The sequence below is a fragment of the Bacillus gobiensis genome, assembly GCF_001278705.1.
Taxonomy (GTDB): Bacteria; Bacillota; Bacilli; order Bacillales; family Bacillaceae; genus Bacillus; species Bacillus gobiensis.
Genome location: NZ_CP012600.1, coordinates 1,566,974 through 1,583,660 on the forward strand (window position 1 = coordinate 1,566,974; position 16,687 = coordinate 1,583,660).

The 16,687-nt window shown below is 41.2% G+C and carries 16 protein-coding genes and 1 other annotated feature; of the genes, 4 read left to right on the forward strand and 12 right to left on the reverse strand.

What is annotated here, in order from left to right; translation table 11 throughout:
- Window positions 1-32 precede the first annotated feature (32 nt).
- The 5 genes from AM592_RS07705 to AM592_RS07725 all read right to left on the reverse strand — a co-directional run bounded on the left by AM592_RS07705 (window position 33) and on the right by AM592_RS07725 (window position 3,518).
- A complete protein-coding gene (locus AM592_RS07705) occupies window positions 33-272 on the reverse strand; it encodes a DUF2552 family protein (RefSeq protein ID WP_098945213.1) in 240 nt (79 codons plus the stop codon).
- Window positions 273-285: 13 nt separating this feature from the next.
- Window positions 286-609 (reverse strand): iron-sulfur cluster biosynthesis family protein, encoded by a 324-nt coding sequence (locus AM592_RS07710; protein WP_053603253.1) that lies wholly within the window; start codon window positions 607-609, stop codon window positions 286-288.
- Window positions 610-717: 108 nt separating this feature from the next.
- Window positions 718-1,677: a type I pantothenate kinase gene (gene coaA, locus AM592_RS07715; RefSeq protein WP_053603254.1), complete on the reverse strand. Its 960-nt coding sequence runs from the start codon at window positions 1,675-1,677 to the stop codon at window positions 718-720.
- 93 nt (window positions 1,678-1,770) lie between these two features.
- Window positions 1,771-2,553, reverse strand: coding sequence for an SDR family NAD(P)-dependent oxidoreductase (locus AM592_RS07720; protein WP_053603255.1), 783 nt, complete (start codon window positions 2,551-2,553; stop codon window positions 1,771-1,773).
- Complete coding sequence (locus tag AM592_RS07725; RefSeq protein ID WP_053606028.1) at window positions 2,550-3,518, reverse strand: MBL fold metallo-hydrolase; 969 nt, start codon at window positions 3,516-3,518, stop codon at window positions 2,550-2,552. The genes AM592_RS07720 and AM592_RS07725 overlap by 4 nt, the downstream gene beginning before the upstream one ends.
- Before the next feature lie 138 nt (window positions 3,519-3,656).
- Window positions 3,657-3,869: a binding site (T-box leader), on the forward strand.
- 113 nt (window positions 3,870-3,982) lie between these two features.
- On the opposite strand from AM592_RS07725, the gene proC reads away from it, so the two are divergent.
- Entirely contained in the window at window positions 3,983-4,819 is an 837-nt protein-coding gene (gene proC / locus AM592_RS07730; RefSeq protein ID WP_053603256.1) for a pyrroline-5-carboxylate reductase, read from the forward strand.
- A gap of 6 nt (window positions 4,820-4,825) precedes the next feature.
- Here the strand turns inward: proC and AM592_RS07735 are convergent, their stop codons facing one another.
- The 4 genes from AM592_RS07735 to rnz all read right to left on the reverse strand — a co-directional run bounded on the left by AM592_RS07735 (window position 4,826) and on the right by rnz (window position 9,297).
- The gene (locus AM592_RS07735; RefSeq protein WP_053606029.1) at window positions 4,826-6,439 is read right to left on the reverse strand and encodes a M20/M25/M40 family metallo-hydrolase; all 1,614 of its coding nucleotides are present in this window, start codon (window positions 6,437-6,439) and stop codon (window positions 4,826-4,828) included.
- A gap of 23 nt (window positions 6,440-6,462) precedes the next feature.
- The gene (locus tag AM592_RS07740; RefSeq protein ID WP_053603257.1) at window positions 6,463-7,506 is read right to left on the reverse strand and encodes a Gfo/Idh/MocA family protein; all 1,044 of its coding nucleotides are present in this window, start codon (window positions 7,504-7,506) and stop codon (window positions 6,463-6,465) included.
- Between the two features lie 38 nt (window positions 7,507-7,544).
- Window positions 7,545-8,264, reverse strand: coding sequence for a ThuA domain-containing protein (locus AM592_RS07745; protein ID WP_053603258.1), 720 nt, complete (start codon window positions 8,262-8,264; stop codon window positions 7,545-7,547).
- A gap of 100 nt (window positions 8,265-8,364) precedes the next feature.
- The gene (gene rnz / locus AM592_RS07750; RefSeq protein WP_053603259.1) at window positions 8,365-9,297 is read right to left on the reverse strand and encodes a ribonuclease Z; all 933 of its coding nucleotides are present in this window, start codon (window positions 9,295-9,297) and stop codon (window positions 8,365-8,367) included.
- A 200-nt stretch (window positions 9,298-9,497) separates the two neighbouring features.
- Here rnz and zwf point away from each other — a divergent pair, with 200 nt between their 5' ends.
- Window positions 9,498-10,973 (forward strand): glucose-6-phosphate dehydrogenase, encoded by a 1,476-nt coding sequence (zwf, locus tag AM592_RS07755; protein WP_053603260.1) that lies wholly within the window; start codon window positions 9,498-9,500, stop codon window positions 10,971-10,973.
- Between the two features lie 51 nt (window positions 10,974-11,024).
- On the opposite strand, the gene gndA is transcribed toward zwf, so the two are convergent.
- The gene (gndA, locus tag AM592_RS07760; protein WP_053603261.1) at window positions 11,025-12,434 is read right to left on the reverse strand and encodes an NADP-dependent phosphogluconate dehydrogenase; all 1,410 of its coding nucleotides are present in this window, start codon (window positions 12,432-12,434) and stop codon (window positions 11,025-11,027) included.
- Window positions 12,435-12,523: 89 nt separating this feature from the next.
- Window positions 12,524-13,780, reverse strand: a complete 1,257-nt coding sequence (locus AM592_RS07765; protein ID WP_053603262.1) for a DNA polymerase IV — start codon at window positions 13,778-13,780, stop codon at window positions 12,524-12,526.
- A 73-nt stretch (window positions 13,781-13,853) separates the two neighbouring features.
- Here AM592_RS07765 and AM592_RS07770 point away from each other — a divergent pair, with 73 nt between their 5' ends.
- Window positions 13,854-14,129: a hypothetical protein gene (locus AM592_RS07770; protein WP_053603263.1), complete on the forward strand. Its 276-nt coding sequence runs from the start codon at window positions 13,854-13,856 to the stop codon at window positions 14,127-14,129.
- A 26-nt stretch (window positions 14,130-14,155) separates the two neighbouring features.
- Complete coding sequence (gene yidC / locus AM592_RS07775) at window positions 14,156-14,968, forward strand: membrane protein insertase YidC (protein ID WP_376773335.1); 813 nt, start codon at window positions 14,156-14,158, stop codon at window positions 14,966-14,968.
- A 71-nt stretch (window positions 14,969-15,039) separates the two neighbouring features.
- On the opposite strand, the gene AM592_RS07780 is transcribed toward yidC, so the two are convergent.
- A complete protein-coding gene (locus AM592_RS07780; protein ID WP_053603264.1) occupies window positions 15,040-16,635 on the reverse strand; it encodes a glycosyl hydrolase in 1,596 nt (531 codons plus the stop codon).
- Window positions 16,636-16,687: the final 52 nt, after the last annotated feature.

Genomic DNA, 16,687 nt, shown 5'->3' on the forward strand with positions numbered 1-16,687 from the left:
AAAAGGAGGATGCATCCTGCCTCCCCCTTTTTCTACAGAATATCTGTAATCTCCTTTAAATGCTCGTTCACCCAGGAAAGCGCTTCGTCCAATGACGGGAATTCGCGAGCCTCAAACGTCATTTCATCCTGCAGCAGCCAGACGTCCTTTTGAATAGATTCTGTACCGCCGATGGACCAATGAAGCAAGGTGTATGGATGGTTCGCATGTAAAAAAGAGACCCATGTTTTATCCTGAGCTACGTTTTTCATCGATTGAATTTTATCGCCCAATTCGTTTTTCTCCTTATTTGCTTATCATTCTCATTCTCGGATTTAACGTTTCAGAATTGCTTTTTAATGAAAAAGTATTCGACTTTTCATTCGCGTCCATCTTCATTTGTTCATCGAAAAATACCTTTTTCACTTTTTGAATAAGAATCGGAGCTCCGTTCGTTTGAATCGATTCTGTCTCGCCGACAGGCTGATCTGTCAGCCACAGAGCCGGTACCCCGCTTACCGCGCAGCCGCATCCTTCAGAATCATAGGCAAGCTGTATATGTTTTCCCGGTGACGCCATTAACGCCTCTTTAAGCATTTTATCTGCTGTTTCAGTTAATTGGATCTGCATGTAGTTTTCCCTCCAACATTTCTTAATGCCATTGTATCACCAAATGAGTGATCTTTCGAACGGAAGAGCTTTCAACCTTTATAGTTTACATAATAAAATTACTGTAAATCAAATATTACGAACCAATATTTTCTCACCTCTATGTCCTATTCCCTTTTTTAATATGAAATCCGCTCTGTATTTTGTTGGGAGAATATTCTCTTGTAAATTCGGCCTGTTTACTTTCGTCCAAATGTTTTGTGCAAACTTGATTGCCTCATCGTCGGATAAATCCTTGTAGCGATGAAAATAGGATTCAGGGTCTTGAAATGCGGTTTCTCTCAGCTTCAAAAACCGCTCAATGTACCAAGTCGTAATCAATTTCTCTTCTGCGTCTACATAGATGGAATAATTAAAGAAATCTGACACGAAGACCCTTGGCTTATTAATGTCTTCTTCTGATGGTGGCGGGGTTTGAAGCACATTAATCCCTTCGATGATGACAACGTCAGCGTCTTCTATGGTTTCATAGGATCCAGGAACTCTGTCATAGGTAAGGTGGGAATACACAGGAGCGCGAACGATCTTCTTTCCGGCTTTTATTTCGCTTAAAAATCCAAGTAAACGTTTTACATCATAACTTTCCGGAAATCCTTTTTTCAGCATCAACCCTTTTTCTTCCAGCTGCTTGTTCGGATATAGGAAGCCGTCCGTTGTAATTAAGCTGACCTTTGGTTTCCATGGCATACGCGAGAGCAAGGTTTGCAGGATGCGTGCAGTTGTGCTTTTACCTACGGCGACGCTTCCTGCGATTCCAATGATAAATGGCTGGCGTTGATTTTGATTATTTAAGTAGGCGTGTATGCCGCGCTGTCTTTGAAAATACGACATGATATGTATATTTAATAACTGGACAAACGGAACGTAAATTTCCTTCACTTCTGAAAGAGACAGTGATACATTGACTCCTTTTAATGCATCCATTTCTTTTTCCTTTATCGGGATTGCTGAAGGCATTCCGAGCTTTCTCCAGTCCTGTCTGGAATGTGAAGTAAACAATGAAATAAGACTGCTGTTGGATTGATTCATTTTCTCCCTCGTTCCCCTTAGATGATGACAGTTTTTCGTATATAGTAAGATCCCCATTGATTGAACTTATTTTAACACAATATTCTGGTTTCGTTATTTTTTCGAAAATGCGCCACGGGCCACTCGTTCAACAAGTCCGGGAAACAGTTGATAGAGCTTGCTGCCTGCATTCATCCAAGCAGGAAGGTTAATTTCCCGTTTATTTGTCAGCATACAGGCAACTACTTTTCCGGCAACTTTATCAGCGTCAAGCATCCACTTATCAATGGTTTTTGCATAATTTCCGCTCTCATCTGCTATCGAAAAAAAGTTCGTGCGGATCGGACCAGGATTCACTGTGGTTACGTGAATACCTGTTTTCATAAGCTCCATTCTCAGGCTGTTTGAATAGGCAAGTACGGCATGCTTTGTTGCAGAGTAAAGGCTCGATTTAGGAGTTGCAATCTTTCCACCCTGTGAAGCGACATTGATTATGTGTCCGTGACCCTTATCAATCATCTTGGGGAGAGCCATTTTTGTACATGCCACAAGACCGAAGACATTGACTTCAAACATGCCTTTCATTTCTTCCAGAGTAGAATCCTCTACAGTTTTAAAAACCCCGAATCCAGCGTTATTTACCAACACGTCGATTCTGTTGATTTCGGCAAATACGTTTGACACCTTCTCAAGATCAGATACATCGAGAATGATTGGCTTGCAGCTTCCTTGTGTTTCTTGATGAATTTTAGTCCGCAGGCGTTCGAGCGGCTCCATCCTTCTCGCAGCTGCATACACATGTGCCCCTTTAAGAGCAGCTTGATACGCTATTTTCTCACCCAGTCCTCCTGACGCTCCTGTAATAAAAACGGTTTTTCCTTTAAGTCTTTCATTCATTTTTCCACCCGCTTTGCTTTGTAGTACACATGCCCGTGATGCAGAAACATTTCAACCTTCCCTCGATCTTCTAAATCGTCAAGCTGCCCGACTGTTTCACTCATTGTAAAAAACAACTCGTTTTCATATTTTTGAGGAAATAGCTTTTGGCACACTTCATAAGGGGTAAGAGCATCTTTTTGCAAAAAATGATAGACCTCTTCTGCACGTCTTTGTTGTTTTTGCAGCCGGTTATCAACAAGCTGGCGGACATTATCAATGGGTTCTCCATGTCCGGGAAGAATCGTTTTAATCTCCAGATCCGCCAATTTTTTAAGTGATTTATTATAATCAAGCAGCGGACGAGAGCGAATATCGTTGTTTTTGGGAACCTCAAGAAGCGGATTTGAAGAAGTTTGTTTTAACAGTACATCTCCGCCAAGCATAATATGTTCTCCAAGATGATAAAGAACAATGTGCGACTCTGCGTGCCCGGGTGTATAGTAAATATCCCAATCCTCTAAGTCTTCGATCCTATCGCCTTCTTTTACTGCTTGTGTTAAAGGGCGGTGACACGATAATCGATATATCTTTCTAAATTCCATTACCAATTCATTTAATTGTTCCGGAACTCCAAACGATTGAAACAATTCATAAAAATAATCGAGCTCCTTATGAATAAATTCAGGTTTTTGATTTATGTACGGTTCATTATTCGGATGACCGATAATTCTCACTCGTTCTGGAAGATCATCCAACAATCCAACATGGTCGGCGTGATGATGAGTAAGGATCACTTGGTCAATATCTAATAAAGAAATTCCGTGTCGTGATAGCGCTCCTTTTAATGCCTCATACGCTTCTTTCGTTTTCGGACCTGCATCTATCAAGGTTACGGCTTCACCTAACAAAACGTATACGATGACGTCTCCTACAGGAAATGGAGTAGGTAAAGAAATAGGAATAATTTTACGTCTCGTCCTCATAAAATAAATCAACGCCTTTTTCACTTTTATTTTATATTTTAGCTTTTTTAAAATGGAATGTCACAGCATGCAAACCAAAAACTGCTTGACACACGACAACCAGCCATTGCATAATGGCAACAAACAAATTGTACGAATACGAACGCAGCGACTAGGACTAGTAAACAGACGATGGTTTTAGAAACTGAAATCCTCCGGCTGAAAGATTTCAGACCCACTCTTCTTGTTGAACCTTCCCTAAGAGCGGTTAGGCAAACCTAAACGTTTTCCGCGTTAAAGGAAACTTAAGAGAGCATGTCTTTATATCACGTGCTAATTAAAGGTGGTACCGCGAACCCTTTCGTCCTTACGATGAAGGGGTTCTTTTTTTATCCTGCAGCAACTCCTGTATACCCTTGGCGGGGACCAGCTGACGTCCCTTCCCCACTAATTGAAGATTCACTTAATTTAAGGAGGTTTTACCTATGAATAAAATCGGCTTTATTGGAGCTGGTTCCATGGCTGAATCAATGATAAACGGAATGGTAAATAGTAAGATCATCAATCCGAAAAATATTTATGTCACCAATCATTCAAATATTGATCGGCTTCACGAGCTCAATAACACGTACGGAATTACCATTTGTACGGATAAAAAACAGCTCATGCAGGAAACAGATATTGTTGTTCTTGCAATGAAACCGAAGGATGCAGCTTCAGGAATCCAAAACATTCGTTCTTATCTGAACGATCATTTGATCATTTCCGTTCTTGCAGGTATCACGATCGACACCATTCAACTGCTTTTTAATGAGCAAGTTTCTGTGGTTCGTGCGATGCCGAATACATCCGCTTCCATTCAAAAGTCTGCCACAGCATTTACTGTATGCGAACATGTCACAGAAAAACAATTTAATCATGCCCAAGCTTTTTTGGAAACGATCGGTGAAGCGTTTTACGTCGATGAAAATGAAATGGATGCCATCACAGCCGTTTCCGGAAGCGGTCCTGCCTATATTTATCATTTTATTGAGGCATTGGAGGCCGCTGCTATTGAGGTTGGATTGTCACAGTCTACCGCAAAACATTTGATTTTCCAAACACTTTCAGGAGCAACGGAAATGCTGTTGCAAAGCGAAAAATCTCCTGGAATTTTAAAGAAAGAAATCACGAGTCCTGGGGGTACAACAGAAGCGGGATTAAAAACGCTTCAACGGTACCATTTTAGCGAAGCAGTAACAGAATGCGTAAGGAATGCAGCAAGGCGCTCAGCTGAGATAAAAGTGGAATTTTCGAAACAAGCCTTAAAAAACCAAGCCTAAATATTGCTAGGCTTGGTTTAACAGACTTTCGATCGTATACTGTAAGACCTGAGGCAGCTGTCCAAACGAATAAGGAACATGGAGCCTTTCCGTCCATTTATGGGGATCTTTTCCGAAAGGGCCTACATTGATAACAGGTACGAAGATCGTACTTTCCTTCCCTGAAGGCAAAGCGTAACCTCGATTAAACAACGGCATATTGTTTGTATACGTACTGACCGATTGCTTTTCGAGCTGTAGATAACTTAAATCAGAAAGTCCGGGAAAATATTGAACCTCTTTGAATTTAAGTCCAAATTGTTTATCAGCAAACTCCGTAACCGAGTCAATCGTTTTTCTGATTAAAGGTTCATCTTTTGATGAGACCGACGGATAAAAAGGAGGGCTGTAAAACAACACAATCATCGGGCCGTCCTCTTTGCAAAGCGAAGCCAATTCAGAAACTATTTTTGTCGTGAAATCCCGATCTCCTAATTTACCCCGGTTGGCAAACACATAATTTAGTATTCTCTCAGCTTCCGACTTACCCGCACGTTTTTCTGCAAGCTCAAGCAAGCGTTCAAACGTAAAAACTGACACCTTGTATTCTTCCTTTGAAAAAGCTTCGAATCTTTGGTAATCTAACGTTTTTTTATTTATGTTATTTTCGATGTTCAATGCGGCTTTCTTGGCGGTATCAATCAGCATTCGATGAAGCTCATCAGCAGAACGCTCCATCGTGAGAACGTTAAAAAGCGATACGGAAGCATGCGGGGTTTGCACTGAATAATTTTCCTTCAAATCCTTTTGCATCAGATTCGTTGGCGGCGGAGTAAACTCTCCGTCTACTGCTTCACAATAGCCTACATTTAATTCAAGAAGACGGTTGACCTCAGAAACCATGAGATTTGAATTTAATCCTGAAAACGGTTCCCCTACGTGGGTTTCAATTCCTTTGCAAAAGAAACCGGGCAATACTTTCCCGATGCTTCCACTGTATACATAAAGATTTGGGTCTCCAGGAAATTTTTCGAACATCGGTTCACTGTTTAAACAAGCGATATACTTAAGGTCATGTAAATCCTTCATTTCCCTTAATACTGGGACTGCTTCAATCATGCCTTGCGAGTTTACCTCTTCATCAGGTACGGTCACCAATAGCAAATTTCCGTCAAATAAACCGTTCATTGCCCTTTCCAGCATAGAGAGCTGAACCGCCAGCCCCGATTTCATGTCCATTGCTCCTCGACCAAATATCCAATCTCCGCTCTCCAAATCCCTTCTTGCCCGTTCCGGCAAAAGTTCTTTTTTCTTTGTAAATGAATTAAGCAATTCGACAGGCTTGCAAGCCATGTTTTTAAACTCGCCGTAATCGTCAACATCAACTACGTCAAAATGGCTAAGCATTACTATCGTATTTTTATTTGGTTGTTTTTTAACAAGCGCGGACAAAAAATATCTTCCGTCTTTCATAGGGTGCAAGGTTAGATGGTTCGGATTTTTTTGAAAATAGGAGCGATCTTTTAATAAGTTATACATATATTCTGCCAGCGCTACTTCTCCTGTCGTTCCGGAAATGCTGTCATATTGAATGAGTGAGATGAGCAGCGATTTAAGCTCATCCTGGGTTTGCCATTTCATCATGGGCCTGCACCTCTACCCTACTAATATTTAACTGTATCACCAATTTCAGCTGATTTATAGATAGCATATATCAGCTTTTGAATCACGACACCTTGCTCTGCAGCAGGTACAGATGCGTGGCCGGCCCGGCAAGCATCGACAAACCTCTCTACCTCTAGCTCGTGGCTTGTTTTCTCTTGAAAAATGATCGGAGTGCTGTCAATCAGCGTTTCATGCCTCTCCTGAAAAATTTTCAAGGGAAACACATCGGCGCCACCTTGATTTCCCATCAAGGAAACCTGCATCGTTTCTTCTTTTTCAATATTTGCCGCAAAAGAGGTTTCTAAAATAAGCGATGCACCATTTTTAAACGTGATCATGCTGTGAGCAAGATCCTCAATCGAAAAGTTTCGCCAATCCCATTTCCCGAAAAAGCCGACTCCCTCCCGTATGCCGAGTTTTTGGTGGGTTTTTCCAAAAACGACATCTGGTTCGGGATATCCCATAAGATAAAGGGCGGTGTCCAGCATATGAACCCCAATATCAATTAACGGCCCTCCGCCTTGCAGCTCCTTGTTTGTAAAGACTCCCCAGCCGGGAATCCCTCTTCTCCTTAAGGCATGCGCGCGAACGGCATAAATATCTCCAAGCTCACCTGCCGCAATAAATCGTTTAAGAGCTTCCACTTCAGCAGAGTGCCGGTAATGAAATCCGTACATTAAAATTTTCCCTTTTCTTTTAGCCACCTCCGCCATACCGATAGCCTCTTCCGGAGTCATAGCAGGGGGCTTTTCACATAACACATGGCATCCTGCTTCAAGGGCAGTTGTTGTTGCAGGAAAATGAAATTTGTTTGGCGTGCAGACGCTGACCGCATCGATGTCTAGCTCGCGAAACATGTCCTCGTAGCTGGTAAATGTATGTTGAATGCCGAATTCTTCAGCGCAGGACTTTGCAGCTGCTTCATTGACATCACAAACAGAGACAATCTCTATGCGATTTCCCTGCCGTAAGTAATTTGGAATATGTACGTTTCTTGCTATTCCCCCTGCACCAATGATACCTATTTTTAATTTGGGTGACATATTGCCACATCTCTCCTTTTTGCATACACCTTTAGCTGTTATTTTCCTGAAATTTTTTCAAGCGGTTCCTTGTTTCCATACGTTACCTGATCTGTTCTATCCCTGTTTGCCCACTTGACTGCATTCTTAATTACTTTTTGGATTTGCGGATGGTAATAGGAGGGATAGGTTTCATGGCCGGGCCGGAAATAAAAGATCTTTCCCCTTCCCCGTTTAAAGGTGCAGCCGCTGCGAAATACTTCTCCGCCTTCAAACCAGCTGACAAGAATGAGTTCCTCCGGTTCCGGAATGTCAAAATGCTCCCCGTACATTTCCTCTTGTTCAAGTTCAATATACTCACCAACCCCTTCCAAAATAGGATGTGTAGGATCGATTACCCATAATCGTTCCTTTTCCCCCGTTTCCCGCCATTTTAAATCGCATGACGTACCCATAAGCGCTTTGAAAGGTTTTGAAAAGTGGCCTGAATGAAGTACGATGAGTCCCATTCCTTCAAGCACTCTTTGTTTCACGCGTTCAACTATTGCATCTTCCACTTCTTCATGTGCTTTATGTCCCCACCACAATAAGACATCAGTCTCATTTAAAAGTTTCTCTGTAAGCCCATGCTCCGGCTCATCTAATACAGCAGTTCTGACTGTATAACCATCTTCCTGCAGGAACTCCTGAATCGCCCCGTGAATTCCGTTTGGATAAATGCTTTGAACTTGCAGATCGCTTTGTTCATGGCGAAATTCATTCCACACTGTAACGTTCATTTCTCCATCCCCTTTTATGATCGTCTGATATTAAAAATAATGGTTTCAAGCCTATTGTACAGAATATTTACACAGTTGAAAATGGGCAAGATAGATAACTTTATTCTTTGTTTCTTGTGACAGGATAAACGTCAAAATCTGAGGCAACAAACGTATGCGGGAAAATTTTTTTCGCTTCACTTTCAAGCTCCCTTTTTTTCTTATCCCCTTGGTATCTTGCACTAATATGTGTAAGAATCAGCATGTTAACATTTGCTTTTTTAGCGGTGGCTGCCGCTTGTTCAGTCGTACTGTGAAAATACAAATAGGCTAGATCGTCTTCTTCTTTGCCAAATGTTGCTTCATGAATAAGTACATCGGCCTGCTTCGCTAGATCCACCAAACAGTCACACAGTCTTGTATCACCAGAATACGCGATAACTCTCCCCTTTTTTTCCAGTCCCATAAAGTCCTTTCCGTTTATGAGCTCACCTGTTTCTGTTTTGATGGTCTCCCCGTTTTTCAGCCTTTGATAGATGGGCCCCGGTTGAACTCCTTTCTTCATCAGCTCTTCAACTTGGAGCGCTCCAGGCAAATCCTTTTCCTCCACCCTGAAGCCGTATGACTCCATTCCGTGACTCACTTTTTTTGTAATGACCTTAAATTGATCATCTTCAAAAACAGTTCCTTCTTCTATTTCAATGATTTCTAAAGGATAGGACAGCTTCGTGCCTGACACGAGGAGGCTCGTTCTCACAAACGCTTCAATTCCTGCAGGACCATATATAGAAAGCTGTGACTCGCCACCTTGAAAGGCTCGGCTGCTGATCAATCCCGGAAGTCCATAAATGTGGTCTCCATGGAGATGGCTAATAAATATTTTTTCAATTTTTTTTGGTTTTAAGGAGGTGTAAAGAATTTGATGCTGGGTCGCTTCTCCGCAATCAAATAGCCATACAGCGTTCCGTTCCTCCAGTAATTTTAATGCGATCGACGTAACATTTCTTGTTTTTGCGGGTATGCCGGCACCCGTTCCTAAAAATAATAATTCCAATTGCTTTATCCTCCATAATAGGAATTAGACCTTATTCTATTAAAAGAATACATGAAACAAAAACGAATTGGAAATCTCAATTTCGAGTTTATGTTTTTGAAAGAATGTCTCAATTAGTTGCTTTCGTCCTAATTACCCTTTAAAATTAAATACTTGTAAAGCAAGTTGAAAATAAGCTTTTATAAAGTGAGGTACGTCAGTTGAAAACTCAAACAAATTATCCAAAAGCTGTTATTGTTATTTTTGGCGCAACTGGAGATTTAGCTAAACGTAAACTTTTCCCCTCTATCCATCAGCTCTATGTCAATAAACAAATTGGTGAAGAGTTTGCTGTAGTTGGAGTTGGGAGACGCGATTGGTCAAACGAAGTCTTCAGAAGCAATGTTGTTAAGTCGGTTTCATCTTCAGAAGAAAATCAAAATTTAGATGATTTCATTTCGCATTTTTACTATCATTCTTTCGATGTCAATTCTTCTGAATCATATCAGGAACTAAATAAATTGCTTGAACAACTGGAAGATACATACAACATTCCTCATAACCGAATGTTTTATCTTGCAATGGCTCCTGAATTTTTCGGTACTATCGCAACGAAATTAAAGCATGAAGGCTTAACTGCCACAGATGGTTGGTCAAGACTAATCATCGAAAAACCATTTGGCCACGATCTTCCAAGTGCAAAAGAATTGAATGATGAAATCCGCGAAGCGTTTACTGAAGATCAAATTTACAGAATTGATCATTATCTTGGTAAGCAAATGGTTCAAAATATTGAGGTAATTCGGTTTGCGAACGCGTTATTTGAACCGTTGTGGAATAACCGTTATATTTCCAACATTCAGATCACTTCGAGTGAGTTTCTCGGAGTAGAAGACCGCGGCAGATACTACGAGAAGTCCGGGGCATTGCGTGATATGGTTCAGAACCACCTTCTGCAAATGGTGGCACTACTTGCAATGGAACCGCCAATAAATTTAACTACGGATGAAATCAGAAGTGAAAAGGTAAAAGCGTTCAGAGCTCTCCGAAAAGTTACGAAGGCAGAAGTGGACGACTACTTTGTCAGAGGACAATACGATTCCGGTACAATCAATGGAAATGTTGTCCCTGCTTATAATGAGGAGCAAAATGTAGATAAGCATTCGAATACAGAAACGTTTGTTGCCGGCAAATTATTAATTGACAACTTCCGTTGGGCGGGCGTTCCTTTCTTTATCAGAACAGGTAAACGATTAGCAAAAAAATCAACGGAAATTATTGTCCAATTTAAAGATATTCCGATGAATCTTTATTATGGAAATGGCCATTCGATGCATCCGAACTTATTAGTAATTCATATTCAACCTGATGAAGGAATTACCCTTCACTTAAATGCAAGAAAAGTCGATGGATCGACCTTTACTGCCCCTATCAAACTGGACTATCAAAATAACAACATTGACGGAATGAACACACCTGAGGCTTATGAAAAGCTAATCAATGATTGTCTGAATGGGGACGCAACAAACTTTACACATTGGGATGAAGTAGCGCTTTCCTGGAGCTTTGTCGACCCTATATCTGAGGCATGGGCAGAAAATAAGACGCTCAACCCGAACTATGAATCAGGTTCAATGGGTCCTAAAGAATCGGATGCCCTTCTAGAAAAAGAAGGCTTTCATTGGTGGACAAATTAACTCAAAGAAAAAAGGTAAACCATCTGCGGTTTACCTTTTTTCTTTATTCTATTACTTCATCCATTCAGTATGGAAAATTCCTTCTTTATCTACTCGCTCATACGTGTGGGCACCGAAGTAATCACGCTGTGCCTGAATGAGGTTCGCAGGCAGTGTCGCTGTACGATAGCTGTCATAATACGCAAGTGCACTTGAGAATGAAGGTACAGGAATCCCCTGTGCAACCGCAAGTGACAGTACGTTGCGAAGAGAGCCTTGATACTTTTCGACGATTTCTTTGAAATAAGTATCTAAAAGGAGATTATCAAGCTCAGGATTGCGATCATAAGCTTCCTTAATTTGCTGAAGGAATGCGGCACGGATGATACATCCGCCTCTGAATATCATCGCAATTTCTCCATATTTTAAATCCCAATTGTATTCTTCAGATGCTGCTTTCATTTGAGCAAATCCTTGTGCGTATGAGCAGATTTTACTCATGAACAACGCTTTTCTAACGTCCTCAATGATTTCCTCTTTATTTTCAATGTTTACTTCGGCTGTTGGGCCGGAAAGGATCTCAGATGCTTTCACGCGCTCATCTTTCATTGAAGAGATAAACCTAGCGAAAACTGATTCTGTGATAATCGGGAGCGGCACACCTAAATCAAGCGCGCTTTGGCTCGTCCATTTGCCTGTTCCTTTTTGGCCGGCTTTATCCAAAATCACATCAACAAGCGGCTGGTTCGTTTCTTCGTCTATCTTTGTAAAAATATCTGCTGTAATTTCAATCAGATAGCTGTCAAGCTCACCTTTATTCCATTCGGAAAAGACTTTGTGAAGCTCATCAGCCGATAAACCAAGAAGGTTTTTCAGAATAAAATAAGACTCGGAAATTAATTGCATATCTCCGTATTCGATTCCGTTATGAACCATTTTTACATAGTGCCCCGCGCCATCTGGGCCGATATAAGTTGTACATGCCTCACCATTTACTTTTGCAGAGATAGCTTCAAGAATCGGTTCGACAAGCTCGTGAGCTTCTTTTTGGCCCCCAGGCATGATGGAAGGCCCTTTTAAAGCTCCTTCTTCACCGCCGGATACCCCGGTTCCGATAAAATGGATTCCGCTTTCAGCAAGGTCTTTGTTTCTTCTTTGCGTATCTTTATAATATGTATTGCCGCCATCGATAAGGATGTCTCCTTTTTCTAAATGAGGAAGCAATGATTGAATCGTGGCATCAGTTGGTGTTCCTGCTTTTACCATAAGAAGGATTTTCCGAGGCGTTTCAAGTGATTGAACAAACTCCTCAATGCTGTATGTACCAACAACCTGCTTACCATCCGCTTCTTTGAGAAATTCCTCTGTTTTTTCACTAGATCTGTTGTAAACAGAGATAGAAAATCCCCGGCTTTCAATATTCAAGGCGAGGTTTTTTCCCATTACTGCCAGTCCTACAACTCCTATTTGCTGCTTTGGCATGATAAAACTCCCTTTCTATTCAACATTCAGTTGCATCATAAAGTAATAGCCATTATTGAAATTACCACAACTTTGTCTACAATTTCAAGCTATTCATCTTCATTATTATTCGAAAGAAAATCTTTATTAAAACTTGTGCCGCCTGAATTGCTCTCTTTTGACTTACCCTTCAATCCTTTTTTTATGGCGTCCGTACCGTATTTTTCATTTATTTTACTGACAAGTTTATATATTGGCTCTTTTTTTGCATCGTCTGTAAAAGTGAATAAATCGAGCTGTTTAAATGCTTTATCTCTTTCGATTAAGTCCATTCCAGTGATTCCTGCCAATCGAATCGGCTCGCCATTCCAATGCTTATAAAATAACGCAGAGGCCTCTTGAACAAGTTCTGTTTCTAGATCTGTCGGATTATTTAACCGTTTATGTCTCGTTACTGTCTTCCAATCCGCATAACGGATCATAATTGATAATTTGCTTGCTACAACCTCTTTTCTTTTTAGCCGTCTGCTGACAGAGGCAGACAGCTTCTGTAACAAGTTGTTTATTTCATCTTTATCCGAGCTGTCGTGCGGTAAAGTCGATGAATTTCCGATGCTTTTGAATTCGTTTATGCTGTCAGGATTGACTTCTCTTGTGTCGGTGCCAAGCGCTCTATTTTTCAGCCTGGTACCATTAACCCCTAATGCTTGTTTTAATTGAAATTCCTCTGTAAGAGCGAGATCACCGATTGTTGTAATATTTAATTTCAAAAGCTTCTCCGCCGTCTTTTCTCCAATTCCGTGCATGTTATGAATAGGCATTGGCCACAGCAGAGTCTTCAACTCCCTTTTTCGTAAAACGGTAATCCCTAACGGCTTTTTCATGTTCGATGCCATTTTCGCAAGAAACTTATTTGGTGCGATCCCGATGCTTGAAGGGAGCAGCAGCTCATCGAGAAGTCTTTGTTGTATTTCTTTTGCAGTTATCATAGCATATTCGTGAAAACGGGTATTGGTTAAATCCATATATCCTTCGTCAATGGAAACAGGCTCTACCAAATCTGTATACTCTCGAAGCAGACTGAACATTTCTTTTGAAGATGAGCGGTACCGTTCAAAATTAGGTGATCTTACAATTAAGGAAGGACATAGCTTCTTCGCTTCCCACAAAGGCATAGGCGCTTTCACCCCGTATTTACGTGCTTCATAGCTGCTCGTAACTACTATTCCTTTGCGATCTTTTGCATTCCCGGCAATTGCAAGCGGCTTTCCTTTTAGGGAAGGATCATAGGCAACCTCTACTGAAGCGTAAAAGCTATTCATATCAATATGAAATATGATTCTACCGTTACGCTGCGTCTGGCTCATATGAATCTCTCCTCATTTCTGGACTTTTTAGTCGTTCCTATAGTAAACTCAACATGAACGGATGTGAGAAAAAATGATTTTCGATTCATTAAACGAACTCTTTTTCTTCGTGGATTTTGTCACGATTATCCTGCCTGCCTTGACGGCATTCGGTACAGTATTTTTCGTAAAAAAAGGCTTGACCGGCTTCAGTTCCAATATAAGGCATACAGCTGAAGAAAGTCTTCTCCAGGCTCCCAGCTTGCAGGATGCACTGGATATTTTTCATAATCGCATGACCAAGTGGATAAGTAAAGTGATTCGTATGAAAAGATCTTCAGATGATGAAGAGTGTTTTACCTCCTTTTGACAGTGAAATAAAAAGGAGGAAAACAATTGAAACGAATGATAAATAAATTAAGCTTTATATTCACCTTTGCTTTTACAATTCTTGCTGTCAACACTGCCCAAGCGAGTACAGGAGCTGCTTCTGGCGGAACTGATGACGGGTTTATCCATCATTATTTTGTCTCGCCTTTTTCTGCATTGCTTAAAGGTGTGGCAGAGTTATTTCACGGGGATTTTGGACTTTCCATTATTTGCGTTACGATAATTATCCGATTGCTGCTTTTGCCGCTATTCGTCAACCAATATAAAAAACAGCAAATCTTTCAGCAAAAGCTTGCGGTCATAAAACCAGAGCTGGATGCGATTCAAAGCAAACTGAAAAAGACGAAAGATCCTGTAAAACAAAGAGAAATTCAGCAGGAAATGTTTGCTGTTTATCGAGAAAATAAATTAAACCCGCTTGCCATGGGATGCTTGCCGATGCTCATTCAAATTCCAATCATCTTTGGATTCTATTCGGCGATTCGTACTACACCTGAAATTGCATCACACGAATTCTTATGGTTTAATTTAGGGAATTCCGATGTCACCCTATCACTTTTGGTTGGAGTGATGTACATCATTCAGTTTCAGGTTTCCCAAAAACTCAATGTGCAGCCAAACCCAACAAATCAAGGAATGATGCAGCAGGCCAAACTAATGGCCTTTCTCTTTCCAGTGATTACAACAGTATTTTCGTTAAGTGCGCCGTCGGCCTTGCCGCTCTATTGGTTCACCAGTGCCTTGTTTATGACAGGACAAACGATAATGATAAAAATCCTTTACGGGACCAAAAGTAAAACGGAAGCAGAATCTGTTTGAATAAAAAAGCCGAACACCCGGAGTGGCGGGTAGTTCGGCTTTTTTCATTCGTTGTTTCCTTTTTTGAAGTTTTATCTACGGCCAGACTCAATTTTGTAGATATTCCCTTTTACGTAAACAGCGTTCCCCGTCAATGCCAAGTATACCCTTCCATTTTTAGGATATACTGTTTTTGACTGACCCATAATATCCGTGACCGTAAGAGAGCAATCCGTCCGGATAGTCACGTCTTGAGGAGTTTCAGACCATAATGCTCTGACTGCACTATAACCCTTCTTAAACTTGTAGCTGTGGACCCCTGCAGCGATTTCTTCTTTCTTTTCAAAGACAGCATCAGTCAGCTGACGGGTCATAGCGGAATATGCCACGTAAGCAGGTTTTGGAGTATAAGCCCCTAGAGCATCATCTCCATGACGAATGATGCCGAAGTTATCTTCAATTTTTGCTTTATCTAACCCGTCATCCATAAAGTCATACCAGTAAATTTTTTCAACACCTTCAGCGAGGGACAATACATACATTCTGACCAAATAAGCGGCTTGTGTTTTTTCATCAACTGCTTTCGTTCCGCCGGTCGTATACCCCATTTCCGTAATCCAGATTGGTTTTGTTTCTCCGCCATTATACCGCTTGACTAACTCATTCAGAGCCTTCAATTCGGCGGACATTCCTTCCGGATTTTGAGTAAGCCGGTACGGGTGAACAGATAGGACATCCATATAGTCCAAACCGCCAACTTCAAATAAATCCTCCAGCCACCCCATATGGATGGCAGAGCTTGCTCCTCCGACAACTGTCACATCCGGACGTATTTCTTTTACAGTTTCTTGGGTTTTCTTCAACAGTTTGAAGTAATAATCGGCTCTTGAGTCTGCCGGCCCGCTTCCTATATCGCCAAATGCCGGATTGTTAAATTCGTTATAGACTTCCACCCGTTTGATTTGTTCTCCGTACTGTTCCAAGATCGATCGCCCATAATTTGCAAATCCCTGTCTCCCCTCATCGGTATAAGGAGTATATCCATTATCGTAAAATGGATTCGTGTAACTGAAGATCATTAATGGATTCAGTTGATGGGCATTCGCTTCATTCATGTAATTGGTATAACGGTCCATAAAGCTGTATACCCCTTTTTGTGTCTCCACTCGATCCCAGTACATTTCATCACGGAAATTTTTTGCTCCGGCTTTTTGCAGAAGCGGCATTAAGACCGGATTCCACGCGGGTCTTAACGTTGAGCTGAAATGAGTAGACATGCCAAACTGCGAATCGGAAAATGCAGTTACATCAAATGGTGTCAACCTGGCAAAGGGCGTTTCTTTTTGGGTTAATAGCTCACCATTTTTTGTAGCTGCAAGCTTTAAAGTAAAATACCCGAGCTTATTCAGCCATAATGTCAGCTCCGCCTTACCGTCTTTTACCTCTTTCGTTCCTGATGCCACGTTGTTCCCCCAAAAATCGACTACAGTCCATGTCACTTTGTCCCCGCCGGTCCTAACGGTAAAAGCAGATGATTCATTTTTAAGAAAAATATTACCAAGCTTCTTCTGCTGAATTTCCAGATCCGGCAGTGGCTCCTCCTCACCCATTGCTTTTAGCCCGCTCATCTGCGAAAGCAATACAAGAAAAAAAATGATTAGGAGACGAAACGTTGTTCTGATCTTCATTACCCTTTTTCTCCTTTCCTACGCTTTTTATCCTGCTTTAACAGGCAGTAAA